Raw genomic sequence first — 22392 nt, forward strand, 5'->3', positions numbered from 1 at the left:
ATATGGACATACGCACCCACAGGATCGCCGCCATTCCCGGCGACGGGATCGGGATCGAGGTGGTCGCGGCGGGGCTCGAGGTGCTCGAGGCGCTGGCCGACCGCGACGGCGGCTTCCGCTTCGACGTGGAGAGCTTCGACTGGGGAACCGACCGCTACCGGCGCACCGGCGCCTTCATGCCCGAGGACGGGGCCGACCGGCTGCGCGGCTTCGACGCGATCCTGTTCGGCGCGGTGGGCGCGCCCGACGTGGCCGACCATCTGACGCTCTGGGGGCTGCGCCTCGCCATCTGCCAGCCGCTCGACCAATATGCCAATGTGCGGCCGACCCGGATGCTGCCCGGCATCCGCAGCCCGCTCCGCCATGTCGGGGAGAGCGAGCTCGACTGGGTGATCGTGCGCGAGAATTCCGAGGGCGAATATGCCGGGCAAGGCGGGCGCTCGCACCCCGGCCTGCCGCTGGAGGTGGCCACGGATGTGTCGATCTTCACCCGCGCCGGGGTCGAGCGAATCATGCGCTTCGCCTTCCGCCTTGCGCAGTCGCGGCCGCGCAAGCTCCTGACCGTGGTGACCAAATCCAACGCGCAGCGGCACGGCATGGTGCTCTGGGACCAGATCGCGGGCGAGGTCGCGCGCGAGTTCCCGGACGTGCGCTGGGACAAGATGCTGGTCGATGCCATGACGGTGCGCATGGTGCAGAAGCCCGCATCGCTCGACACGATCGTCGCCACGAACCTTCATGCGGACATCCTGTCGGATCTCGCCGCGGCACTGGCGGGCTCCATCGGCGTGGCGCCCACCGCCAACCTCAACCCCGAGCGCGACACGCCCTCGATGTTCGAGCCGATCCACGGCTCGGCCTTCGACATCACCGGGCGGGGCATCGCGAACCCGGTGGCCACCTTCTGGACCGCCGCCATGATGCTCGAGCATCTGGGGGAGGCCGAGGCCGCGGGGCGGCTGATGACCGCCGTGGGCCGGGTGACGGCGGACGAGGATCTCCATACGCCCGACCTCGGCGGTCGGGCCACCACGCGGCAGGTGACGGATGCCCTGATCGCGGCCCTGCGCGGCCGCAACGCCTGAGGAGCACGACATGGCAGACAATCACCTGAAGATCGCGGTCATCGCCGGCGACGGCATCGGCAAGGAAGTGGTGCCGGAAGGGCTGCGGGTGCTCGAAGCGGTGGCCGGGCGCCACCGGATCGACCTGCGCTTCGAGGAGTTCGACTTCGCCTCCTGCGACTACTACGCGCGGCACGGCCAGATGATGCCCGAGGACTGGCAGGAGCGTATCGGAGGGCACGACGCCCTGTTCTTCGGCGCGGTGGGCTGGCCTGCGACGGTGCCCGATCACGTCTCGCTCTGGGGCTCGCTGATCCAGTTCCGCCGGCAGTTCGACCAGTATGTGAACCTGCGCCCGGCCCGGCTGATGCCGGGCGTGCCCTCGCCGCTGGCCGGGCGCGGGCCGGGCGACATCGACATGTGGATCGTGCGCGAGAATACGGAGGGCGAATATTCCGCGATCGGCGGCAGGATGTATCCCGGCACCGAGCGCGAGATCGTGCTGCAGGAGACGGTGATGAGCCGTCACGGCATCGACCGTGTGCTGCGCTATGCCTTCGAGCTGGCGAACCGGCGCGAGCGGCGCAGGCTGACCTCGGCCACCAAGTCGAACGGAATCTCGATCACCATGCCCTACTGGGACGAGCGGGTGGAGGCGATGGCGCAGGACTACCCGGATGTCGCCTGGGACAAGTATCACATCGACATTCTGGCCGCGCATTTCGTGCTGAACCCGGACCGGTTCGACGTGGTCGTGGCCTCGAACCTCTTCGGCGACATCCTGTCCGACCTCGGGCCCGCCTGCACCGGCACCATCGGCATCGCGCCCTCGGGCAACATCAACCCCGAGCGCGCCTTTCCCTCGCTGTTCGAGCCGGTCCACGGCTCGGCGCCCGACATCGCGGGACAGGGCATCGCCAATCCGGTGGGGCAGATCTGGGCCGGGGCGATGATGCTTGACCACCTCGGCCATGGCGAGGCCGCGGCCGAGATCATGGCGGCCATCGAGCGCGTCCTCGCCGATCCGCGGTTGCGGACGCGGGACCTCGCCGGCGCGGCCGACACCGTCACCTGCGGCAAGGCCATCGTCGAGGCGCTGGGTTGAGGCGGTGCGGGCGGCAGGTCTTCGGGACGGGATCGATCCGCGCTCGCGGACGGGTCACGCCCTGCCGGTTCTGAAGTGAAAGTCTTTTTTCGCCGGGCATCTGTCCGGCGGCTGGGGCTGGCCGGGGGGTGCCATCGGCGCCCCTCGGGGAGGCCTGAGGCGCGCGAAAGGCGTCAGCCGCTGTGCGGCAGGTCCTCGAGACAGTGGAAGCGCAGGAACGTCGCCGCGTCGGCCGGATCCCGCAGGCGCGTGGCGCCGACGCGGAAGATCTGCGCCAGCCGCTCGGGCGTGAGAACCTCGTGCGGCGGACCCAGCGCCGCGAGCCGCCCCCCGGCCATCACCCCGATCCGGTCGCAGGCCATCGCCTGATTGAGATCGTGCAGCGCCATCACCACCGTCACCGGCAGCCGGCTCACCAGCCGGAGGAGCGAGAGCTGGTGGTGGATGTCGAGATGGTTCGTGGGCTCGTCGAGCAGCAGGATCCGCGGCCGCTGCGCAAGCGCACGGGCGATGTGGAGCCGCTGGCGCTCGCCGCCCGAGAGCGTCGACCAGCGCGCCCCGGCCATCCGGGCCATGCCCACCGCCGCCAGCGCCTCGTCGACGATGGCGCGGTCGGCCGGACCGAAAGGGGCAAGCGCCGACAGCCAGGGCGTGCGGCCGAGCTCGACCGCGTCGCGGGCGGTGAGCGCCTCGCCCGTCTCGGCCTGCTGCTCGACCAGCGCCACCCGGCGCGCGGTCTCGCGCCGCCCGAGGCTCGTCAGCGGCGCGCCGTCGAGCCGCACCTCGCCCTCGGCCCGCGGCAGAAGGCCCGCCATCAGCCGCAGGAGCGTGGACTTGCCCGAGCCGTTCGGCCCGATCAGCCCGAAGGTCTCGCCCTCCGCCACCTCGAGCGTCACATCCGCGACGATGGCGCGCCCGCCGGCCCGCCAGCCTGCCTCAAAGACCGAGATCCTCATGGCCGCCGCCGGTTGCGGATGAGGATGAGGGCGAAGCCCGGGGCGCCCACGAGGGCCGTGACGACGCCGATGGGCACCACCTGCCCCGCGATCAGCACCCGCGAGACCACATCGGCCGCGATGAGGAAGATGGCGCCCGCCAGCGCCGCCCAAGGCACGAGCGCGCCGTGGCGCGGCCCGGCCACGAGCCGCACGGCATGGGGCACGACGAGGCCCACGAAGCCGATGGAGCCGACGAGGCTCACCATCACCGCCGTCATCAGCGTGGTGATGCCGATCAGCACCGCCTGCACCCGGCGCACGGGCACGCCCAGGGCCTTCGCCGACTGGGTGCCGAAGGAGAAGGCATCCATCGCGCGGATATGCCAGAGGCAGAGGAGAAGCCCCGCCAGCGCGGCCGGCAGGGCGAGCGTCACGTCGGGCCAGCGCACGCCCGAGAGATTTCCCAGCAGCCAGAACATGATGCCGCGCGCCTGTTCGGCACTGGCCGAGCGGGCGATGAAGAACGAGGTGAGCGCGTTGAAGAGCTGCGAGCCCGCGATCCCCGCCAGCACGAGCGTGGCCGATCCCCCGCCCGCCGCGCGCGCCAGAAGCGCCACCAGCGCGAAGGCGAGGAGGGCTCCGCCGAAGGCGCCGGCCGAAAGCCCGACGAGCCCGCCCCCGACGCCGAGGATCGCGACCGCGACCGCCCCCGTCGAGGCGCCGGCCGAGACGCCGAGCAGATAGGGATCGGCCAGCGCATTCCGCACCAGCGACTGCAGCACCACTCCCGAGAGCGCGAGTCCCGCCCCGCAGGCCGCCGCGACCAGCGTCCGCGGCAGCCGGTAGTTCCAGACGATGCCCGCCTCGATCGGATCGACGGCGAGCCCCGCGCCCCAGATCCGGTTGGCGAAGGTCGCGGCCACCGTGGGCAGGGGCAGCGGCGTCTCGCCGATCACCACGCCGGCCAGGATCGCAAGCCCGAGCGCGGCAGCCCCCAGAAGCCCCAGCCAGAGGGCGGGCCGGGGACCGAAGGTTGCCGCGACCGTCATTCGAGCCCCAGCGCGGGCAGCGCGTCGGCCAGCGTCTCGAGCGCATCCACATTGCGGATCGAGGGATCCATGGCATGGGCGTCCAGCACGACGATGCGACCGGCCCTGACGGCCTCCATCTCGCGCGTCACCGGGTCGGACTTGAGGAAGTCGAGCTTCTTCTCGACATCGTCCGCCGGAAAGCGCCGCCGCTCCATCCGGGCCAGCACGATCACGGAAGGGTTGGCGCGCGCGATGCTCTCCCAGCTCACGGTCGGCCATTCCTCGTCGCTCTCGACCACGTTGCGCAGGCCGAGGGCGGCCATCATGTAGCCGGGCGGGCCCTTGCGGCCCGCGACGAACGGATCGGCGTTCATCTCGGACGAGGAGAACCAGAAGACCGCCGAGGCATCCTTCAGGCCGAGCGCCCGCGCCTTCCCGACGGCGGCCGCCTCGCGCGCCCGAAGCCCGGCCACGAGTTCCTCGGCGCGCGGGCCCACGTCGAAGATCGCGCCCAGCTCGCGGATGCCGGCAAGGACGCTCTCCATCTCGAACATGGCCGTTCGGGTGCCGTCCGAGCCCCGGCTGTTGTCCTTCTGCCAGCAGTCGGCGGGCAGGATGTAGGTGGGGATGCCCAGATCGGCGAACTGCTCGCGGGTGCCGACGAGGCCCTGCGGGCCGATGTGCCATTCATATTGCACGGCCACGAGGCCCGGCTTCCGCGCCACGACGGATTCGAAGCTCGGGTCGTTGTCGGCCAGCCGCGGGATCGCCGCATTGGCCTCGGCATAGGCAGGCAGGACGCTCGTGAACCAGACCGAGGTGCCGGTGACCTTCGGGGCGAGCCCGAGGGCATAGAGGACCTCGGTGGCGGCCTGCCCCACCGTGACCGCGCTGTCGGGCGCCCGGTCGAAGGTGAGGGTGCGCCCGCAGTTGTCGAGCGTCAGCGGATAGCCGGTTTCGGCCGCGGCGGACTGGGCCAGCACGAGAAGGGCCGCAGCGGTCAGGAAGCGGGGGAACATGCGATGTCTCCGATTGGGGGGGCAGCCGAAGACAGGACGGGAGAGGCGAGGCCCGTGGCGGACCCGCAGGCTGCCCCGTCGGGGCAGGCGCGCGTGCTGGCTGGAGCGGGAGCCGCTGGGCACCCTCGGGCAGACGTCATGGATACCTCCCCCGGACACCCCGCCCGGGCCGCGTTGAGATCGAACGCCGGCAGGTCTCCTGACTGGCGGGTCACAGGGCTGGCGCGGCCTTCCCATGGCTTGAGGCCACAGTGGCTTTGATCGCGAGCTCCTCGCCGCCTACAGTTGCGGGGGCAGTTCCGGTTCGCCGGACAGGTCCGGCGGCGGATTCCCTTTCAATTCCTTACGGAAACCGACGAGGATTGAGTAGCCGGTCGCGCCGCGGTTGACAAGGGGAGAGGGCGCGCGCCGATGAGAACGGGGCCGGCCGTTCCCCCGGAACAACCGGCCCCGAAGGTCGCGCGGGTGCGGTTTACTTCACGAAGGCCCGCCCGAGGCCCATCGCGCGCTCGACCACGAGGATCACGCCCAGCGTCAGCAGGATCAGCAGCACGGAGGCCGCGGCCACCAGCGGATCGGCGGTGTTGTAGACGTAGTTGTAGAGCTCGACCGGCAGCGTGCTGATGCGCGGCCCGGTGAGGAAGAGCGTGATCACCACCTCGTCGAAGGAGACGAGGAAGCAGAGCGCCGCCGCCGCCACGATCCCCGGGGTGAGCATCGGCAGCGTCACCCGGAAGAAGACGGTGAGGGGCTTCGCGCCGAGGGTCTTTGCGGCCTCCTCGCAGGCCATGTTCTGCGTGGCGAGCGAAACGGCCAGAATGCGCAGCGCATAGGGCAGCGTGATGACGAGATGGGCGAGGATCAGCCCCTGCATCGTCGCCAGAAGCCCGAAGGAGGCGAAGACGATGAGGATGGCGAGCCCCAGCACGATGGTGGGCAGCAGGAGGGGCGCGGTGAAGAGGTTGAACAGGAGATCCCGCCCGCGGAACTCCATCCGCACCATCACCCAGGCCGCCGGCACCGCGATCACCAGCGAGAGCACGGTGACGATGGCCGCGAGCGACAGGCTCGTCCAGAAGGCGCCGAGCATGGCTCGGTTCTCGAACAGGGCCTCGTACCAGCGGAGGGACCAGGAGGTCGGCGGAAAGCGCAGCACGCTGTCGCCCGAGAGGGAGATCGGGAAGACGAGGATCACCGGCGCGAGCAGATAGAGGAAGAGCACCGCGACGAGGATCCCCATCGGCTTCGAGGTCTTGTGGATCTGCATGGCGCCCTCCTCAGTCCAGACGTTTCAGCACGGCGGAATAGGCCACGAGCGCCGCCCCGAAGATCACGAGGACGAGGATCGAGAGCGTCGAGGCCAGCGGCCAGTTCAGGGTCACGATGGCCTGATCGTAGATCTCGGTCGCGAGCAGGAAGACGCGCCCGCCCCCCATGAGCTTCGGCGTGATGAAGGACGAGACCGCCAGCACGAAGCACAGGAGGCACCCCAGCGCGATGCCGGGCGCGGTCAGCGGCAGGATCACGCGCCGGAAGCTCTGCCAGGGGGTGGCGCCGAGCGTGCGCGCGGCCTCCTCGACGCGCGGATCGAGCCGCCCGAACCCCGCGAGAAGGGCGAGGATCATATAGGGCATCAGGATCTCGGTCAGGCCGATGAAGACGCCGTTGATGTTGAACATGAGCGGCGGCGGCGTGAGGCCCAGGCCCCGGATCGCCGAGACGACCGGCCCCTCCTCGGCGAGGATCGCGATCCAGCCGTAGGTGCGCACCACCGCCGAGGTCAGGAGCGGCGAGATCACGAGCACGGTGAGGAAGGTCCGCCAGCTGCCCGAGGCGCGGTGGAGATAGAGCGCGATCGGATAGGACAGGACGAGTGCACAGAGCGTGACCCCGAGCGAGACGAAGACCGAGTTCAGGATCAGCTGCAGATAGAACGGGTCGCTGAGAAGCCCGGTCCAGTTCTGGAGCGTCAGGACGTTCTCGATCCCCCCGCCCACCGTCGCCCGGTTGAAGGAATAGCGGGCGAGGTTGAAGATGGGCAGCATGAAGCCCACCACATTGATGAGGGCGATGGGCAGGAGGAGCGCCACCGCCACCTGCTGCCCGCCCATCGGCCGCCGGCCGGCCGCGACCGCGGGAACGGCCGTCATGCCCTGCCCTCGGGATAGACCATCGTGTCGCCGGCCTCCCAGGCGACGGTCACGGCCGAGCCCGGCTCGGGCAGGCCCGAGCGGCGGCGCGTGAGCTGCTCGACGGTGATCTCGTCGCCGCCGATCCGCACCGTGGCCTGAATGAGGTCGCCCACGAAGGTGGCCCCGGTCAACACGCCGGGCAGGCTGTTGAGACCGACAGGCTGATCCTCCGCGGCGGCGCGCAGGCTCATCCGGTGCGGGCGCACCAGCACCTCGACCGCGCCCTCGGGCAGCCGCCCTTCAGCGGCGACCGGCCGGCCCTCGATCAGCAGCCGCCCCGACGGATCGACCCGGCCCGAAAGCCGGTTGGTGCGGCCCACGAAGGAGGCCACGAAGGGCGTCGCCGGCCGCTCGTAGATCTCGTTCGGCGTGCCGAACTGCTCGACATGGCCGCCGCGCATCACCACGATCCGGTCGCACATGCTGAGCGCCTCGACCTGATCGTGGGTCACGAAGACCGCGGTGATCCCGCTCTGCTGCTGGAGGCTGCGGATCTGCACCCGCATCTCGTCGCGCAGCTTCGCATCGAGGTTGGAAAGCGGCTCGTCGAGCAGCAGGATCGAGGGCTCGACCACCAGTGCGCGGGCCAGCGCCACCCGCTGCTGCTGCCCGCCGGACAGCGCCTTGGGCTTGCGCCCGGCCAGATGGCCGAGCTGCACCATGGCCAGCGCCCGCTCGACCCGCGACCGGATCTCGGCCTTGGCCATGCGCCGCATCTCGAGCCCGAAGGCCACGTTCTGCGACACGGTCATGTGGGGAAAGAGCGCATAGCTCTGGAACACCATGCCCATGTCGCGGTCGTGGACCGGCAGGTGGGTGATCTCCCGCCCGCCCACCGAGATCCGGCCGCGCGTGGGATCGAGCAAGCCCGCGATCATGCGCAGCGTCGTGGTCTTGCCGCAGCCCGAGGGGCCGAGGAAAGCCACCATCTCGCCCCGCCTGACCGAAAGCGACAGCGAGGGGATGACGTCGAGCGTCCCGAAGGTCATGCCGACCTCGCTCAGGACCAGGTGATCGGGACCCTCCGGGGTCCCGAGGGCGGCCTCCGGGGTCATCGCGCGCTCGACCATCATGTCAGCGGCTCAGCGGGATGATGCGGCGGCGCCACTGTTCGGTGACGGCATCGCGGATCGTGGCAACCTCGAGCCAGTTGATCGGGATCATCTCGTCCATGGAGCCCGCCGCCGTCCGCTCGAGCGCCGCTTCGGAGACGAGCGCCGCGGCCTTCTGGTTGGTGGGCGCGTAGAACATGGTCTCGGTGAAGCGCGCCTGCACCTCGGGGCTCAGGGCATAGTCGAGGAAGGTCCTGGCCGCATCGCCCGCGGGGGCATCCTGCACGAGGCCGATCACGTTGATCTGGAAGCCGCTTCCCTCTTCGGGCAGCACGACGCCGAGCTTGCCGTCGGACTTGTCGGCATAGACCTGCGCCCGCGCGTTCCAGCCGATGCCGATCGAGGCGGTCCCGCTCGAGATCGGCTGATAGACGTCGGGGCGCGGCTCCCAGGTCTGGACGTTCGGCGCGAGCTCCATGAGCTTGCCGATCCCCGGCTCCATTCCGTCCATGTAGCCCTCGCCGCCCGCGAGGCGGTTCGCGATGATGGTGAGGGTGGTGCCCTGGATGTCGGGCACCGCGGGGATCGAGACCTGCCCCTTCCACTGCGGATCCCAGAGCGCCTCCCACGAGGTCGGGGCCTCGGTCACCTTGTCGGTGTTGTAGAGCATCACGAGGTTGTCGAAGGTGACGCCCACCGCATTCACGCCCTCGACGCGGGCCTGCGGATAGAGATCGGCCACATGGGCGGTCACGCTCTCGTCGAGGGGAGCGAACAGCCCTTCGTCGGTGGCGGCCTTGGCGACCGAGACGTCAAGGATCATCACGTCGATCTGGGGCGCGGACTTCTGCGCCCGCAGGGTGCCGAGCATCTGGGCGGAGTTGGGCATGCCGTAGAATTCCACGTCGATGTCGGGATGCGCCTCCATGAAGGGCTCGACCACCGCCGCGCGGTAATTCTCCTCGAAGATGCCCGAATAGGCCGACAGCACCACCGTCTCGGCCTGCGCCGCTCCGGCCGTGAGCGCCAGAACCGCCGCGCTCGCCGCAAGGCTTCTGTTCGTCATGACGTTGCCTTTCCCTGTTGCTTCTCGTGAATGGGTCCCGGCCGCGCGGGGCACGGCCGGAGCCGGGGGCCCCTCAGGCCTCGACGAGCTTCGTGGCCCCCGAAATGTCGGGCAGCCATTCGCCCTTGCGCAGCCGGTCGAGCAGCACGAGCTCGGCCTCCTGCATCCCGAGCGCCTTTTCGGTGGCCCATTCCGCCCGCTCGGGCGGCAGGATCACGAGGCCGCTCTCGTCGGCAATGACCGCATCGCCCGGATGGACGGTGTGCCCGCCGAGGCTCACCGGCACGTTGATCGCGCCCTCGAGCCCGAGGATCTTCGTCGTGATCGGCGCGGGCCCCCGGCACCACATCGGCAGTTCGACCCGGCGGATCTCGGAGAAGTCGGTGGCCGGGCCGTCGATGGCCGCGCCCACGATGCCGCCGAGCTTCATCGCATGGGTCACGACCCCGCCCCAGCAGGCGTGTTTCGTGTCGCCGCAGCGGTCCACGATGATGAAATCGCCGGGCCGGACGAGCTTTGTCAGATAGTGGAGGATCGTCGAATCCGCATGCGGCAGCCGCACGGTGACGGCGGTGCCCGCCACGCGCTTCTCGGGCAGGACCGCGCGCAGATCGCGGTCGGGGAAACCGGAATGGAGGAAGTGACCCACGGTGGCCACCTCCACCTTCTCCATCCGCGCGACGAGGGCCGGCGCGATCTGCGGGGGCATCTGGTTGACAGTGAACATGCGCAGTCCTCAGAGAACGTGGTGCTGGGCCACGGGCACGTCACGGCGGACGGCCTCGATACGGGCGGGATCGACGACGGCGGTCGTCAGACCCTCGCCGTCGGAACATTGGGCCACGACATGGCCCCAGGGGTCGATCGCCATCGTATGGCCCCAGCACCATTTGCGCCCTTCGGCATGCGAGCCGGTCTGGCCCACGGCGAGGAAATAGGTCTGGGTCTCGATGGCGCGCGCCCGCGCCAGCACCTCCCAGTGATCCTTGCCCGTCATCAGCGTGAAGGCCGCGGGCAGCACGATCACCTCCGCCCCCTTGTCGCGCAGCGCGCGGAAGAGTTCCGGGAAGCGGATGTCGTAGCAGATGGCGCAGCCGACCGTGGTCTCGCCCACCCGGTAGGTCACGACCTCCTCGCCGCGGCTGATCGTGTCGGACTCGCGGTAGGACATGCCGCCCGGCACGTCGATGTCGAAGAGGTGCATCTTGCGGTAGCGGGCGATCTCGGCGCCGTCGGGGCCGAAGACGAGCGTGGTGTTGTAATGGCCGTTCCCGGCCTTCTCGACCATCGAGCCCAGATGCAGCGTCACGCCCAGTTCGGACGCCAGCGCCGAGAAGCGCCGGTAGGTCGGCCCCTCCGGGAAGGCCTCGCCATTGCCGTGGACCGCCTCCCGCCCCTCGCCGAGGAAGGCGAAATATTCCGGCAGCACCACCAGGTCGGGTTTCTCGACCCCGACCGCCTTGCGGATCATCTCCTCCGCCACGTCCAGATTCCGCTCCTTGTTCTCGGCGGAATTCATCTGGATCAAGCTAACTCTCATGCGAGCCTCCTGCTTTTCTCCGTTCAAGGCTCCCTGTCGGGCCGCTCCGTGGCAAACGACTCTTTTTTGTGGGGTCCGAACAGAAAAACTTATCGCCCCCGCTCCTCCAGCGCGACCTGCGCCGCGACCTCCGAGAGGGCCACGGGCAGCAGGTTGTCGCCGTGGTCGGCGAAGACCGCATGGAGCGCGAGCGGCGGAAAGGGCGGATCCACGTCGAGAAGGTCGAGCGCCCCGGAGGCCAGCGCCGCCTCGACGACCGGCCGTGTCATCAGCGCCACCCCTACCCCTTCGAGCGCCAGCCGCAGCATGGCCGAGAGCGAATTCGAGTTCGAGATCGCGGGCTGCGGCAGGCGCAGCTCCTCGAACTGGCGCATCAGCCAGACATGCGGGTCGCTGTTGCGCGAGAAGGTGAGGATCGGCAGGTCGACGAGATCGGCGAGGCCGATCCTGCGCCCGCCGAGCCCGAAGCCCGGCGCCGCGACCCAGGCGCAGTCCATGCTGCCCAGATCCACGTTGCGCAGGCCCGCCTCGAGCACCGGCCCCATCAGGAGCGCGAGGTCGATCTTGCGCTCGACGATCTCGCGCGCGATCCCGCGCGATGTATCGACGTTCAGATCGAGGGTGAGGCCGGGATAGAGCTCGCGCACCCGCTCGATGAAGCGGGGGAGCCAGGCCTGCACGATGCTGTCGATGGTGCCGATCCGCACCGTCGAGCGGAGCTGTTCGGGGCGGCCGACAGAGATGCGGAATTCCATGGCGCTGCGCATCAGATCCTCGGCCGGTGCGATGGCGCGCTGCCCGATGGGCGAGAGCCGCACGCCGCCCGGCATCCGCTCGAAGAGGTCCTGCCCCAGCGCCGCCTCGAGCGTGGCGATGCGGTTCGAGACGGCGGCCTGCGTTGTGTTCAGCCGCTCGGCCGCGGCGCGGAAGCTGCCCAGACGCGCCACCCAGAGGAAGGTTTCGATGAAGCGAAGATTCATGGTGCCCATCTCCTGCCCTGCATGTCGCTCTCCTGCCCCGCATGTCGCCCAGAAGTCCCACGCGCAGGCCCCGGGCTCAAGATGAGGATCTTGCGACGGCGCGGGCCCGCGGCGGGCGGCGGCGGAAGGCTTGCGGAACACTCTGATAATTCTTGCGGCGCCTTGTTCCCTGCTTCAGCCGAAGGTGGTAAGGAGGCTTCCACCCCCTGCGGCCGGACCGTCAATGGACCCTACCCATTGCTTGAGCAGCCTGAATATCGATGCCGCTGTTTTCGTCGCAGCATCGACCTTTCTGGGATTCAGCCTGCTCACGGCCTGGCTTCTCCGGCAGGAATATTTCTTCGGACGAGAATATTTCCTGAGCGCCGTCTGCGGCGTCCTCTGGTGGCTCGCCTTTGCGGGGCTGGAAATGGCGACCCCCGGCCTCGGCTGCAAGATGGCCTTCGGCTCGCTGGCCTGGCCCGCCATCGCTCTGGTGCCGGTCAGCTGGTTCCTGTTCCTGCGCCACTATTGCCAGGGCGGCCGCATCGGCGGGCGGCGTCTCGAGGCAGGGATCCTCGGGGGCATCGTCCTCTCGGTCACGGCGATCGTCGCGACCAATCCCTGGCACGGGCTCTTCTACCTGCCGGGCACCCACCTCGCGGTGATCGACGGGCGGCTTTCGGAGGTCTTTCTCCACGGGCCGCTGTTCTATGGCGCGACGGCGCTTCTCTATGTCTTCCTGCTCTCCTCGGTGGGCATCGCCGCCTTCGGCGCCTTCCGGGCCGCGCGGGCACAGCGCCCGATGCTGCTGATGATGCTCTTCGGGACGCTCGCCCCCATCGTGGCGAACCTCGCCTATGTCCTGTTCAAGGCCACCGTCTTCGGCTTCGACCCCACACCCTTCGCCTTCGCCTTCGTGCTGCTCGTCCTCACCTGGGCCATCTACGGCAACCGGACCTTCGACCTGACGACGGTCGCGCGCGACCTCATCTATTTCAACGTGGCCGATCCGGTGCTGGTGGTGACCGCCCGCGGCCAGATCGCGGGCCTCAATCCCGCCGCCGGTCTCCTGATGCCGGACCTCGCGCCCGGGACCGCGCTCGACCCTGCGGGGCCCTTTGCCTCGCTGCTCGAGCTGATGGAGAAGGGCGAGCGCCCGAGCCCGGCGCGCGAGCCTGTCGAGCTCGGCGGCCGGACGCTCGACCTCCGGTTCCTGCCGATCTGGCGACCGCTCGGCACCGGCCGCACGCTCCTCGGCGCCGTGGCCCTGATGACGGACACGACCGAGCTTCGCCGGAATGCCGCGCGGCTCGAGGCGGCCCTCGCCCAGTCCCGCGACCGGCTGGCCGAGATCACCCGGCTGCGTGAGGCGGCCGAGGCTTCGGCCCGCTCGGATCCGCTGACCGGGCTCGGCAACAGGCGCGCCCTCGACCGTCAGTTCGAGGCCGCCACCGAGCGCGAGGGGGCCATCGCCCTCGCCCTGATCGACATCGACCATTTCAAGCAGATCAACGACCGGCTGGGCCATGCGATGGGCGACCGGGTGCTGCAACGGTTCGCGGTCGAGCTGTCGGCCGTCCTGCCCGAGGGGGCGCGCGCCTTCCGCATCGGCGGCGAAGAATTCCTGACCCTCTGCCCGGGACAGGACACGGGGGCGGTGGTGGACCTTCTCGAAAAGCTCGCACGCCGGCTGGAGGCGGACCCGCCGCTGCGCGACGGAGACCTGCCGCGCCTGACCTTCTCGGCCGGCGTGGCCATGCGGCCCGGCGACGGCAGGAGCCTCGGCCAGCTGACCGCCCGGGCCGACGCGCGGCTCTACGAGGCGAAGCGTCGGGGCCGCAATCAGATCCTGCATCTGGACGCAGCGCGGCGCGACGCGGCCGATGCGGCGGCGGTCCTGTCCGGGCCGCCGCGGCCGGCCTCGGCCTGAGACGAGGTGGCTCCGATGATCCCGCATCCGCCCGCAGTCCTCGCCCATCGCCTGTCGGAAGGCCAGCGCCTCGCCACGCCGCTGATGCGGGCGCTGATGCGGGCGACCGGCACCCAGGTGGACGCGGCCATCGCCCGCACCATCGCGGAACTCGGCGCGCACTGTGGCGCCGACCGGACGCGGGTCTACCGGATCGAGGCCGGGCAGGTGCTGGACTGCACGCACGAATGGTGCAGGTCGGGGATCTCGGAGATCCGGCCGGAGATGCAGCGCATTCCGCTCGGCACGCTCGATCGCTGGATGCCGATCCTGCGCCGCGGCGAACCGGTCGATGTGCCCGATCTGCACGGCCTGCCCGAGGACGATCCGGCGAAGCAGCAGATGGCCCGGCACGGGATCCGGGCGCTTGTCCTGATGCCCCTGACCGCTGGCACGGCGCTGACCGGCGTGGTGGGCCTCAGCCTCTTCAGGGCCCGTCGCCCCGTCGATCCGGCAGAGATGGCCCTCCTGCACTCCATCGCCGAGGCGATGGGTGCCGCCCTCGCACGGCGGGATGCCGAGCGCCGCGCCGTGGCGGCCCGCAGTGCCGCCCGCGATGTGGCGCGCAACCTCGAACGGCTGGCGCGCGTGACCGAGCTGATGACGAACCTCGTCATCGTGACCGACGTCGAGCAGCAGATCGTCTGGGTGAACCGGGCCTTCGAACGCCAGACGGGTCACAGCCTCGAGGCGATCCGGGGCCGGAACTTTGCCGAGGTGGTGCGCGGCCCCGGAACGGATCCCGGCGTCTGCGCCGCCGTCGCCGAGGCGATCCGCACCTGTTCGAGCTGCGAGGGCGAGACGATCAACTACACGGCCGCGGGCCAGCCCTACTGGATCCGCTTCAACGCCCATCCGCTGTCCGACGCGGACGGGCGCTACGCCGGTCATGCGTCGGTCGAGACGGTCATCACCGACCGCAAGGTGCTCGAGCGCGAGCTGGCCACCCGCAACGCCTTTCTGACCGCCGTTCTTCAGACCAGCGTCTCGGCCATCGTGGCCCTGAATGCAGAGGGCGGCATCGTCTATGCCAACGACGAGGCCCGGCGGCTCCTCGTGCTGCAGCCCCATCGCGGCGGTCTCCGGATGGAGGCGGTCCTAGAGACGCTGGACGGCCGTCCGCTGCCCGAGGCCGACATGCCCTCGGCCCTCGTGCGCGCCACCGGCGCGCCGCTGCACGACCTGCGCTATGCGATCCGCCGCCCCGATGGCCAGTTCGGCATCCTGTCCATCAATGCAGCCCCCCTGCCACAGGCCGCCGACGACGCGCGGATCGTGATCTCCGTCACCGACATCACCCATGCCGAGGCCTCGGCCGAGCGGCTGCGGCGGCAGGCGGCGGAGGACCCGCTGACCGGGCTCGCGAACCGGCGCGCGCTCGCCGATGCCGTCGAGACCCGGCTGACGGAGGCCGCTCCCTTCGCGCTGGTGATGCTCGACCTCGACAATTTCAAGGCGGTGAACGACCTGCAGCGCCACGACACCGGGGATGCGGTGCTGCGCATCGCGGCCGACCGGCTGCGGGCCGTGGCGGGGGCCGACTGTCTCGTGGCGCGGATGGGCGGCGACGAATTCATGGTGCTGGCGCCCGGCACCGACGCCGCCAGTGCCCCGCGTCTGGCCGAGGCGCTGCGGGCCGCCATCTCGGCCCCGATCGAGGTCGGCCGCCAGCCGGTGCATCTGGCAGCCTCCGCCGGCATCGCGCTCCATCCCGAACACGGGACCTCGATGGCGCTTCTGATGACAGGCGCGGACATCGCGCTGCATGCCGCCAAACGCGCGGGGCGCAACCGCAGCGTCCTGCTCTCGCAGGCGCAATTCGCCGCCGAAGCCCGGCGCAGCGCCATCACCCAGGCGCTGGCGGCCGACGTCGAGGCCGACCTGCGCCTCGTGTTTCAACCGCAGTTCAGGGCCTGCGGCGCCTTCGACGGGGCCGAGGCGCTCCTGCGCTGGACTGATCCCCGGCTGGGCGAGATCGGCCCCGCGGAGTTCATTCCCATCGCCGAGGAAGCGGGCCTCATCCAGCGCATCGACGCGCATGTGGCGGTTCTGGCCGCGCGGCAGCTCGGCCTCTGGGCGCGGCGTGGCTGGCGCCACCGGCTCGCGGTCAATGCCTCGGCCCAGACCTTCGCCCGCGCGGGCTTTGCCGAGGAGCTGCTGCAGCACCTCGCGGAGGAGGATGTCTGCCCGCAGCAGCTCGTGGTCGAACTGACCGACACGTCCCTCGCCACGCTCTCCTCGGTCGCGGACCACAATATCGCCACCCTGCGGCGCGCCGGTGTGGGCATCGCCATCGACGATTTCGGCACGGGCTACGCCTCGCTCTCCTATCTGCATCGGATCGAGGCGACCGAGATCAAGATCGACCGCGGCTTCGTGGCGGGCCTCGAGACGGCGGAGCGGCGCGACAGCAAGCCGCTGATCCAGGCGATCCTCAGCCTTGCCCATGCCCTGGGCCTTGCCGTGACCGCCGAAGGCGTCGAGACCGAGCGGCAGCGCAGCTGGCTCTCGGCGGAGGGCTGCGACCGGCTGCAGGGCTATCTGCTGGGTCGCCCCCTGCCCGTCGAGGCCTTCGAGGCGGCCTTCGTGACGCCAGCCGCGGTTCCGGGCTGAGGCGGGTCAGCCGCCCCGCGTGCAACGGGCGGTCACAGCCCGGCCCGTGACCCGGTAGGCCAGGATCCCGATCCATTCCCGCACGGCCACGTTCAGCAGATCGAGATTGCGCGCCAGATCCCAGCCGATCCCGTCGCGCAAGCTGGCCGTGCGGTAGTCGGTGGGCCAGGGCACCAGATCCTGCCAGCCCGCCGCGCAAAAGGTCTCGACCGCGCGCGGCATGTGGAAGGCCGAGGTGACGAGGAGCCAGCTTCCCTGCCCCTGGTTCGCCACGAGGGCCTTGGCGAAGCGCGCATTCTCGGCCGTGTTGCGCGATTGTCCCTCGAGGATCAGCCGGGCCGGATCGACACCGGCCGAGACGAGGATCTCGCGTGCGATGCGGGCCTCGGGGATCTCGGCCCCGAACAGCCGCCCGCTGCCCCCGGTGAAGAGCACGCGCGCCTCCGGAAAGCGCCGCGCGAGGGCGATGGTCGCGAGGTAGCGATCGCCCGCCTCGGTCACGGCGGGCCGCCGCCACTTCCGCGCCGCGGCCGCATCCTCGCTGCCGCCGAGGAGGATGATGCCCGCCACCTCGCCCACCGGCGGATCGGCGGGCCAGACCCGCTCGAGCGAGGAGAGGGCCAGATACGACAGCGGAAGCGCACCCACCGCGAGGAAGGCCAGACAGCTCGACAGAAGCAGCGCCGCCGCCAGACGGAGACGGCGCAGGACGAGGGCTGCGAGACCCGCCGCCACGGCAAGGACGAGCAGCGTCTCGGGCCTGACCAGCATCCAGACGAGCTTGGAGGCGATGAAGAAGATCGTGTCCATGGGCGGGGCCTGCGTCGGAGGAAAGCGGTTCCGGGCCATTCTGCCGCTGCAGCGCGGAATGACAACCGCCGCCGGGCGTCTCCCGGACGGGGAGGACGAACGGTTCAGGGCACCTCTCGGTTTTCGCGTCGGATTTGTAAAATTCACGGCGAAGCAATCGCTTCTCAATATGCCTTGAATGTGCTAGGCAATTTTCGAGGATATTGGCTTTCACCCCCTCGGGTGACCGACGTATCCAGACCACTTTACGTCTTGGAGACGACATGCAGCAACGGATGGCCAAGGCGTCATGTCGGCAGAGAAGGCCCCTGACGCTGGGTTCCGGTCCGCAGGCGGTCGGCGCGCCTCAGGGACGGGGGTGCCCGTGACGCGGCTTGTCATCGTTGCGGACGACCTGACCGGCGCCCTCGACGCCGGCGCGGGCTTTGCGATGCGGGGCGCACGGGTGCGCGTGGCGCGGAGCCTCGCCGATCTGCCGGAGGCGCTGGCGAGTGGCGCCGAGGTCATCGCGCTCTCGACCGGCACGCGCGACCTCGGGGTTGCCGAGGCGCAGGCACGGCTGGCCGAGGTGCGGGCGCTTCTGGGCGCGCAGCCGCTCCTCTTCAAGAAGATCGACAGCCGCCTGAAGGGTCCGATTGCGGCCGAACTGGCGGCGCTTCTGGAGGGCGATCCGCGCCCGATCCTCGCCACGCCGGCGATTCCCGCCCTCGGCCGGTTCTGCGAAGCGGGCGCGGTGACGGGGGCCGGCTTGGACCGGCCCATCGCGGTGGCCCCCGCCCTCGGGCGCCCGGCCCGGGTGATCGACGCGCGCACCGATGCGGAGATCGAGGCGGCGCTGCCCGACGACCTCGCCACGCAGGTCTTCGTGGGCGCGGCAGGCCTTGCCGCGGCGTTGGCCCGCAGGCTCTGGCCCGATGCGCCGTCGACCCGGACGCATCTTTTGTCGACCCCTGCCCTCTTCGCCATCGGCTCGCGCGATCCGGTGACCCTCGCGCAGATCGCGGCACCGCACGCGCTGCCGATCCACGAAGCGCCGAACGGCGCGGTTCCGGCCCTTCCCGCGGCAGATGCGCTCCTCGTGCGGATGACGCCGGCCGAGCCCGCCTGCCCGGCTGCCGTCGCGGGAGACACCTTCGCGCGCGGGATCGCGGCTTCCATGACCGCGCGGCCGGTGGCCACGCTCTTCGCCTGCGGCGGCGAGAGCGCGAATGCGATCCTGGCCGAGCTCGGGATCGGGCAGCTCGACCTTCTGGGCGAGCTTCTCCCCGGCATCCCCGTCTCGGAGGCGCACCACGCGGGGCGCAGGCTCAGGATCGTCACCAAGTCGGGCGGCTTCGGACCGCCGGACACGGTTGTAAAACTTGTAAAATTCCTGGAGAGGGTCTAAGCCTTGAGGGGCGACCCCGGACGAAGCGAGCCATGGCCCATCTCAAACAGTCGACCCGAATGCCGCTGGCCGACAAGGTCTATCACACGCTCTACACCCGCATCTCGAACGGGGACTATCCACCGAACCAGAAACTGCCGCCCGAGATGCAGCTGGCCGAGGAGCTGGGCGTCTCGCGCCCGGTGCTGCGGGCGGCGCTGGAACGGCTGCGCGACGAGGGGATCGTCCATTCCCGGCAGGGCGCGGGCAACTACGTCCGCCCGATCCAGATCGCGCCGCTGGGCTTTGCGCGGGTCGAGACCTTGGCCGACATCCAGCGCTGCTACGAGTTCCGCATCACCATCGAGACCGACGCCACATGGCTCGCAGCGCAGCGCCGCAACCCGGCCATCCTCGCCGAGATCGAGGCCGCGCTCGAACAGCTGCGGGCGGCGACCGGGTCGATGCAGCACCGCGAGGATGCCGATTTCGCCTTCCATGTGGGCATCGCACGAGGGGCGAACAACCAGTATTACGAGGCCACGCTGCGCGCGCTGCGCAACCACATCAATGTGGGGATGAAGCTGCACGGCGACGCGCTGATGACCGACGGCCAGAAGGGTCTCGAAGGGGTGCTGCGCGAACATGCGGGCATCTTCGAGGCCGTGCGGGACGGCCGGGCCGACGAGGCGCGCGACCAGATGCGCGCCCATCTCGAACATTCCCGCGACCGCCTGTTCGGCGGGAGCCTCCTCGATCTCCGGATGCGCTGAGCGCGGCAGCGCTCCGGGGGGCGCGTCCCCCGGAGCCGCCCCCCCGTCAGCCGCGGCCCGCGACCAGCTTGTCCGCGTAGGCCAGCGCCGCCAGCATGTTGACGTGATTGGCCCGCCCGGTGCCTGCGATGTCGAAGGCGGTGCCGTGATCGACCGAGCAGCGGTCGATGGGCAACCCCAGCGAGCAGTTGACCGCCGTGTCGAAAGCGATGAGCTTGATCGGGATGTGGCCCTGATCGTGATACTGCGCCACCACGAGGTCGAAGGCACCGGAATGGGCGCGGTAATAGACCGTATCGGCCGGGATCGGACCCACCACGTCGATGCCCTCGGCCCGCGCGGCCTCGACCGCCGGCTGCACCTGCAGATCGTCCTCGCGTCCGAAGAGCCCGTTCTCGCCGCAGTGCGGGTTGATCCCCGCCACCGCGATCCGCGGCTGCGCGATCCCCATGCGCTGCAGGTGCCGGTGCCCGGTGCGGATGGTTTCGAGCACCCGCTCGGGCGTGGCCCGGCCGATGGCCTCCTTCAGCGAGATGTGGGTCGAGACATGGATCACGTTCAGCGTGGGCGAGGCGAGCAGCATCCACGAGGCGGCGCAGCCCGTGAGGTGGGCGAGCATCCCGGTGTGGCCGTCGTAATGGTGGCCGGCCGCGTTCAGCGCCTCCTTGTTGATCGGTGCCGTGACGATGCAGGCGGCCTCGCCGCCGCGCGTCATGGTGACGGCGCGGTCGATGTAGCGGAACGAGGCCTCGCCGCAGGCGGGCGAGAGCACCCCGAAGCGGCCCGGCAGGCCGGCCACCTCCTCGTGGATCACGGCGACCGAGCCCTCGGGGGCCCCGTCGCCGAACTCGTGCAGCGCCAGATCGAGGCCACAGGCGGCGCGCGCGCGCAGAAGCGTCTCACGGTCGCCGATCACCGCATAGGCGCGGCGCCTTGCGGGGGTGAGGTCGGCGAGCGCCTTCACCGTCACTTCGGCGCCGACCCCGGACGGATCGCCCATCGTGATGACGATGGGTTGGGGGGAACTGGACATGGGTCTTTCTCCTGTTCGGCCGGGCTCAGCCCAGCTCCGCCGCGTTCAGGCAGCGCGCCGGGCGTCCGCCGGCGATGAGGGTGCGGATGTCCTCGATCACCATCAGCCCGACATTCTCGAGCGCCTCGAGCGTGTCGGCGCCGGAATGCGGCGTGAAGACGGCGTTGGGATGGGCGAAGACGGGATGCGACACGTCCGGCGGCTCGGTGACATAGGCGTCGATGGCCACGCCGCCGAGCTGCCCGCTCTCGAGCGCCCGGGCCACCGCGTCGAGGTCGACGACCTCGCCGCGCGCCAGATTGACGAGCCGCGCGCCGGGCTTCAGCCGCGCCAGCGCCCGGTCGTCGATCAGCGCTGCATTCCCCGCCCCGCCGAAGACATGGAGCGAGACATAGTCGGCGCGGGCCAGAAGCTCCTCGAGCGGCAGGTAGGTCACGCCGCAGTCGCGCGCGAAGGCCGGATCCTCGACCCGGTCGGTGGCCAGCACCTCCATGCCGAGGCCGCGCGCGAGGCGGGCGAGGCGCTTGCCGATGTTGCCGAGGCCCACGATCCCCAGCACCTTGCCGCCGAGCTGGGTGCCGATCCGGCGGTCCCAGCCGCCCGAGGTCACGGAGGCATGGCCCTGCGGGATGAAGCGCGCCATGGCGAACATCAGGCCCATGGCGAGTTCCGCCACGGCATCGGCATTGGCGGCGGGCGTGTTCGTGACCGGCAGGCCCGCAGCGGTGCAGGCCGGAATGTCGATATTGTCGACGCCCACGCCGTGCTTCAGCACGCCCTTCAGACGCGGCCCCTTCGCCAGCACCTCGGCCGTCACCGGCACGAGGCCCACCACGAGGTAATCCGCCTCGGGCAGATGCGCCTCCATCTCGGCCGCGTCGGCGGCACGCAGGAAGGTCCAGCCCTCGGCCTCGATCCGGGCGGGCACCCGTCCGTGGCGGCCGAAGCCCGGCGAGGTGGTCAGGACGACGGTCATTCCTTCAGGCCCCGCGCGGTGAGGATGGCGAGGATCTGCGCGTCCTGCGCGGCGTCTGGCAGCAGCGCGGGCTGCCGGGAGAGGCCGACCGAAGGATCGTTCAGATAGAGCGCGCGCTTGACGAGCGCCGGCGGGAAGCCCAGGGCATAGAGGTCCTTCCGCAGGCCCGCAAAGTTTTCCTGCGCCGCGCGCGCGGCCTCCATGTCGCCCGCGTTGAAGCCCGCGATGATCTGCGCCAGCAGGCCCGGAGCCACGTTGCCGAGCCCCGAGACGACGCCCGCGCAGCCTTCCTCGAGGCCCCAGAGCACCAGATGGTCGGGCGCGCAGTAGACTTCGAACCCCTCCACATCGCGCGCCACGTCGAGATAGGCGCGCACCGTGTCGGTCGAGCCGCCGGAATCCTTGATCCCCGCGATGTTGCCATGACGGGCGAGCGTGCCCACCGTGGCAGGCTCGATATGGTTCTGGGTGCGGGCCGGGATGTCGTAGAGATAGACCGGCGTCGTCACGGCATCGGCGACGGTCGAGAAGTGCCGGATCAGCCCGTCCTGCGTGCAGGAGATGAAGTAGGGCGCAATGACCGCGATGCCGTGCAGGCCCATCCCATCCACCGCGCGGGCGAGCTGGAGCGTCTCGAAGGTGGCGGGGCAGCCGACGTTGGCGATGACCTTCGCGCGGCCCGCCACTTCCTCCATCACCTCTCCCACCAGACGGATCTTCTCGTCATGGGTCAGAGCCGAGAAATCGCCGTTCGTGCCGCAGACCATGAGATCGTTGCCGGCGGCCAGCTGGCGGCGCACCTGGGCGCGGGTGGCTGCATAGTTGACGGTCTCGTCCTCGTGAAAGCAGGTCACGAGGGCGACATGGGCGTTGCGCGTCATCT

General features: G+C 70.3%; 20 protein-coding genes and 1 riboswitch. Of the genes, 6 read left to right on the forward strand and 14 right to left on the reverse strand.

Features of this window, described 5'->3' with window-relative positions; translation table 11 throughout:
• The first annotated feature begins 2 nt into the window (after positions 1–2).
• Both RSP_RS17595 and RSP_RS17600 read left to right on the forward strand, forming a co-directional pair.
• On the forward strand, positions 3–1085 hold the full coding sequence (locus tag RSP_RS17595) for a tartrate dehydrogenase (protein WP_011339267.1): 1083 nt from the start codon (positions 3–5) through the stop codon (positions 1083–1085).
• Between the two features lie 10 nt (positions 1086–1095).
• Entirely contained in the window at positions 1096–2169 is a 1074-nt protein-coding gene (locus RSP_RS17600; protein WP_011339268.1) for a tartrate dehydrogenase, read from the forward strand.
• 173 nt (positions 2170–2342) lie between these two features.
• Here the strand turns inward: RSP_RS17600 and RSP_RS17605 are convergent, their stop codons facing one another.
• From RSP_RS17605 to RSP_RS17650, 10 genes are all read right to left on the reverse strand, one after another.
• The gene (locus tag RSP_RS17605; RefSeq protein ID WP_011339269.1) at positions 2343–3125 is read right to left on the reverse strand and encodes an ABC transporter ATP-binding protein; all 783 of its coding nucleotides are present in this window, start codon (positions 3123–3125) and stop codon (positions 2343–2345) included.
• Positions 3122–4156 (reverse strand): FecCD family ABC transporter permease, encoded by a 1035-nt coding sequence (locus tag RSP_RS17610; RefSeq protein ID WP_011339270.1) that lies wholly within the window; start codon positions 4154–4156, stop codon positions 3122–3124. Before RSP_RS17610 ends, RSP_RS17605 begins: the two co-directional genes overlap by 4 nt.
• Positions 4153–5157, reverse strand: coding sequence for an ABC transporter substrate-binding protein (locus tag RSP_RS17615; RefSeq protein WP_011339271.1), 1005 nt, complete (start codon positions 5155–5157; stop codon positions 4153–4155). Before RSP_RS17615 ends, RSP_RS17610 begins: the two co-directional genes overlap by 4 nt.
• A 172-nt stretch (positions 5158–5329) precedes the next feature.
• Positions 5330–5529: riboswitch (cobalamin riboswitch) on the reverse strand.
• A gap of 100 nt (positions 5530–5629) precedes the next feature.
• Complete coding sequence (locus tag RSP_RS17620) at positions 5630–6424, reverse strand: ABC transporter permease (protein ID WP_002724163.1); 795 nt, start codon at positions 6422–6424, stop codon at positions 5630–5632.
• Positions 6425–6434: 10 nt separating this feature from the next.
• A complete protein-coding gene (locus RSP_RS17625) occupies positions 6435–7307 on the reverse strand; it encodes an ABC transporter permease (RefSeq protein WP_011339272.1) in 873 nt (290 codons plus the stop codon).
• A complete protein-coding gene (locus RSP_RS17630) occupies positions 7304–8422 on the reverse strand; it encodes an ABC transporter ATP-binding protein (RefSeq protein WP_011339273.1) in 1119 nt (372 codons plus the stop codon). Before RSP_RS17630 ends, RSP_RS17625 begins: the two co-directional genes overlap by 4 nt.
• 1 nt (position 8423) lies before the next feature.
• Entirely contained in the window at positions 8424–9467 is a 1044-nt protein-coding gene (locus RSP_RS17635) for an ABC transporter substrate-binding protein (RefSeq protein WP_011339274.1), read from the reverse strand.
• A gap of 73 nt (positions 9468–9540) precedes the next feature.
• Positions 9541–10194 (reverse strand): RraA family protein, encoded by a 654-nt coding sequence (locus RSP_RS17640; protein ID WP_009562698.1) that lies wholly within the window; start codon positions 10192–10194, stop codon positions 9541–9543.
• A 9-nt stretch (positions 10195–10203) separates the two neighbouring features.
• Positions 10204–11007 carry a carbon-nitrogen hydrolase family protein gene (locus tag RSP_RS17645; protein WP_011339275.1) on the reverse strand — a complete coding sequence of 268 codons (804 nt, stop codon included), beginning with the start codon at positions 11005–11007 and terminating at the stop codon, positions 10204–10206.
• 89 nt (positions 11008–11096) lie between these two features.
• Positions 11097–11987, reverse strand: a complete 891-nt coding sequence (locus RSP_RS17650) for a LysR family transcriptional regulator (RefSeq protein WP_011339276.1) — start codon at positions 11985–11987, stop codon at positions 11097–11099.
• Positions 11988–12228: 241 nt separating this feature from the next.
• On the opposite strand from RSP_RS17650, the gene RSP_RS17655 reads away from it, so the two are divergent.
• Complete coding sequence (locus RSP_RS17655) at positions 12229–13899, forward strand: histidine kinase N-terminal 7TM domain-containing diguanylate cyclase (protein WP_227590668.1); 1671 nt, start codon at positions 12229–12231, stop codon at positions 13897–13899.
• A gap of 15 nt (positions 13900–13914) precedes the next feature.
• On the forward strand, positions 13915–16551 hold the full coding sequence (locus tag RSP_RS17660) for a sensor domain-containing phosphodiesterase (protein WP_017140375.1): 2637 nt from the start codon (positions 13915–13917) through the stop codon (positions 16549–16551).
• A 6-nt stretch (positions 16552–16557) separates the two neighbouring features.
• Here the strand turns inward: RSP_RS17660 and RSP_RS17665 are convergent, their stop codons facing one another.
• On the reverse strand, positions 16558–17361 hold the full coding sequence (locus RSP_RS17665; protein WP_002724181.1) for a YdcF family protein: 804 nt from the start codon (positions 17359–17361) through the stop codon (positions 16558–16560).
• A gap of 289 nt (positions 17362–17650) precedes the next feature.
• Here RSP_RS17665 and RSP_RS17670 point away from each other — a divergent pair, with 289 nt between their 5' ends.
• Together RSP_RS17670 and RSP_RS17675 are read left to right on the forward strand one after the other, a co-directional pair.
• Positions 17651–18748, forward strand: a complete 1098-nt coding sequence (locus RSP_RS17670) for a four-carbon acid sugar kinase family protein (RefSeq protein ID WP_011339281.1) — start codon at positions 17651–17653, stop codon at positions 18746–18748.
• A 32-nt stretch (positions 18749–18780) separates the two neighbouring features.
• A complete protein-coding gene (locus RSP_RS17675; protein WP_009562709.1) occupies positions 18781–19500 on the forward strand; it encodes a FadR/GntR family transcriptional regulator in 720 nt (239 codons plus the stop codon).
• 46 nt (positions 19501–19546) lie between these two features.
• On the opposite strand, the gene pdxA is transcribed toward RSP_RS17675, so the two are convergent.
• The 3 genes from pdxA to RSP_RS17690 are packed head-to-tail and all read right to left on the reverse strand — an operon-like array spanning position 19547 to position 22390.
• A complete protein-coding gene (gene pdxA, locus RSP_RS17680; RefSeq protein ID WP_011339282.1) occupies positions 19547–20533 on the reverse strand; it encodes a 4-hydroxythreonine-4-phosphate dehydrogenase PdxA in 987 nt (328 codons plus the stop codon).
• Between the two features lie 25 nt (positions 20534–20558).
• Positions 20559–21509: a phosphoglycerate dehydrogenase gene (locus RSP_RS17685; protein WP_011339283.1), complete on the reverse strand. Its 951-nt coding sequence runs from the start codon at positions 21507–21509 to the stop codon at positions 20559–20561.
• Positions 21506–22390 (reverse strand): dihydrodipicolinate synthase family protein, encoded by an 885-nt coding sequence (locus tag RSP_RS17690; protein WP_011339284.1) that lies wholly within the window; start codon positions 22388–22390, stop codon positions 21506–21508. The genes RSP_RS17685 and RSP_RS17690 overlap by 4 nt, the downstream gene beginning before the upstream one ends.
• Positions 22391–22392 lie beyond the last annotated feature (2 nt).

The organism is Cereibacter sphaeroides 2.4.1 (assembly GCF_000012905.2).
Classification (GTDB): domain Bacteria; phylum Pseudomonadota; class Alphaproteobacteria; order Rhodobacterales; family Rhodobacteraceae; genus Cereibacter_A; species Cereibacter_A sphaeroides.

Excerpts from the sequence above, each read along its gene's own strand:
- RSP_RS17650 (WP_011339276.1), bottom strand. The coding sequence starts at position 11,987 with ATGAATCTTCGCTTCATCGAAACCTTCCTCTGGGTGGCGCGTCTGGGC.
- RSP_RS17610 (WP_011339270.1), bottom strand. The coding sequence starts at position 4,156 with ATGACGGTCGCGGCAACCTTCGGTCCCCGGCCCGCCCTCTGGCTGGGG.
- RSP_RS17675 (WP_009562709.1), top strand. The coding sequence starts at position 18,781 with ATGGCCCATCTCAAACAGTCGACCCGAATGCCGCTGGCCGACAAGGTC.
- RSP_RS17600 (WP_011339268.1), top strand. The coding sequence starts at position 1,096 with ATGGCAGACAATCACCTGAAGATCGCGGTCATCGCCGGCGACGGCATC.
- RSP_RS17640 (WP_009562698.1), bottom strand. The coding sequence starts at position 10,194 with ATGTTCACTGTCAACCAGATGCCCCCGCAGATCGCGCCGGCCCTCGTC.
- RSP_RS17690 (WP_011339284.1), bottom strand. The coding sequence starts at position 22,390 with ATGACGCGCAACGCCCATGTCGCCCTCGTGACCTGCTTTCACGAGGAC.
- RSP_RS17645 (WP_011339275.1), bottom strand. The coding sequence starts at position 11,007 with ATGAGAGTTAGCTTGATCCAGATGAATTCCGCCGAGAACAAGGAGCGG.
- RSP_RS17625 (WP_011339272.1), bottom strand. The coding sequence starts at position 7,307 with ATGACGGCCGTTCCCGCGGTCGCGGCCGGCCGGCGGCCGATGGGCGGG.
- RSP_RS17635 (WP_011339274.1), bottom strand. The coding sequence starts at position 9,467 with ATGACGAACAGAAGCCTTGCGGCGAGCGCGGCGGTTCTGGCGCTCACG.
- RSP_RS17685 (WP_011339283.1), bottom strand. The coding sequence starts at position 21,509 with ATGACCGTCGTCCTGACCACCTCGCCGGGCTTCGGCCGCCACGGACGG.
- pdxA (WP_011339282.1), bottom strand. The coding sequence starts at position 20,533 with ATGTCCAGTTCCCCCCAACCCATCGTCATCACGATGGGCGATCCGTCC.
- RSP_RS17615 (WP_011339271.1), bottom strand. The coding sequence starts at position 5,157 with ATGTTCCCCCGCTTCCTGACCGCTGCGGCCCTTCTCGTGCTGGCCCAG.
- RSP_RS17605 (WP_011339269.1), bottom strand. The coding sequence starts at position 3,125 with ATGAGGATCTCGGTCTTTGAGGCAGGCTGGCGGGCCGGCGGGCGCGCC.
- RSP_RS17665 (WP_002724181.1), bottom strand. The coding sequence starts at position 17,361 with ATGGACACGATCTTCTTCATCGCCTCCAAGCTCGTCTGGATGCTGGTC.
- RSP_RS17620 (WP_002724163.1), bottom strand. The coding sequence starts at position 6,424 with ATGCAGATCCACAAGACCTCGAAGCCGATGGGGATCCTCGTCGCGGTG.
- RSP_RS17595 (WP_011339267.1), top strand. The coding sequence starts at position 3 with ATGGACATACGCACCCACAGGATCGCCGCCATTCCCGGCGACGGGATC.
- RSP_RS17670 (WP_011339281.1), top strand. The coding sequence starts at position 17,651 with ATGTCGGCAGAGAAGGCCCCTGACGCTGGGTTCCGGTCCGCAGGCGGT.
- RSP_RS17660 (WP_017140375.1), top strand. The coding sequence starts at position 13,915 with ATGATCCCGCATCCGCCCGCAGTCCTCGCCCATCGCCTGTCGGAAGGC.
- RSP_RS17630 (WP_011339273.1), bottom strand. The coding sequence starts at position 8,422 with ATGATGGTCGAGCGCGCGATGACCCCGGAGGCCGCCCTCGGGACCCCG.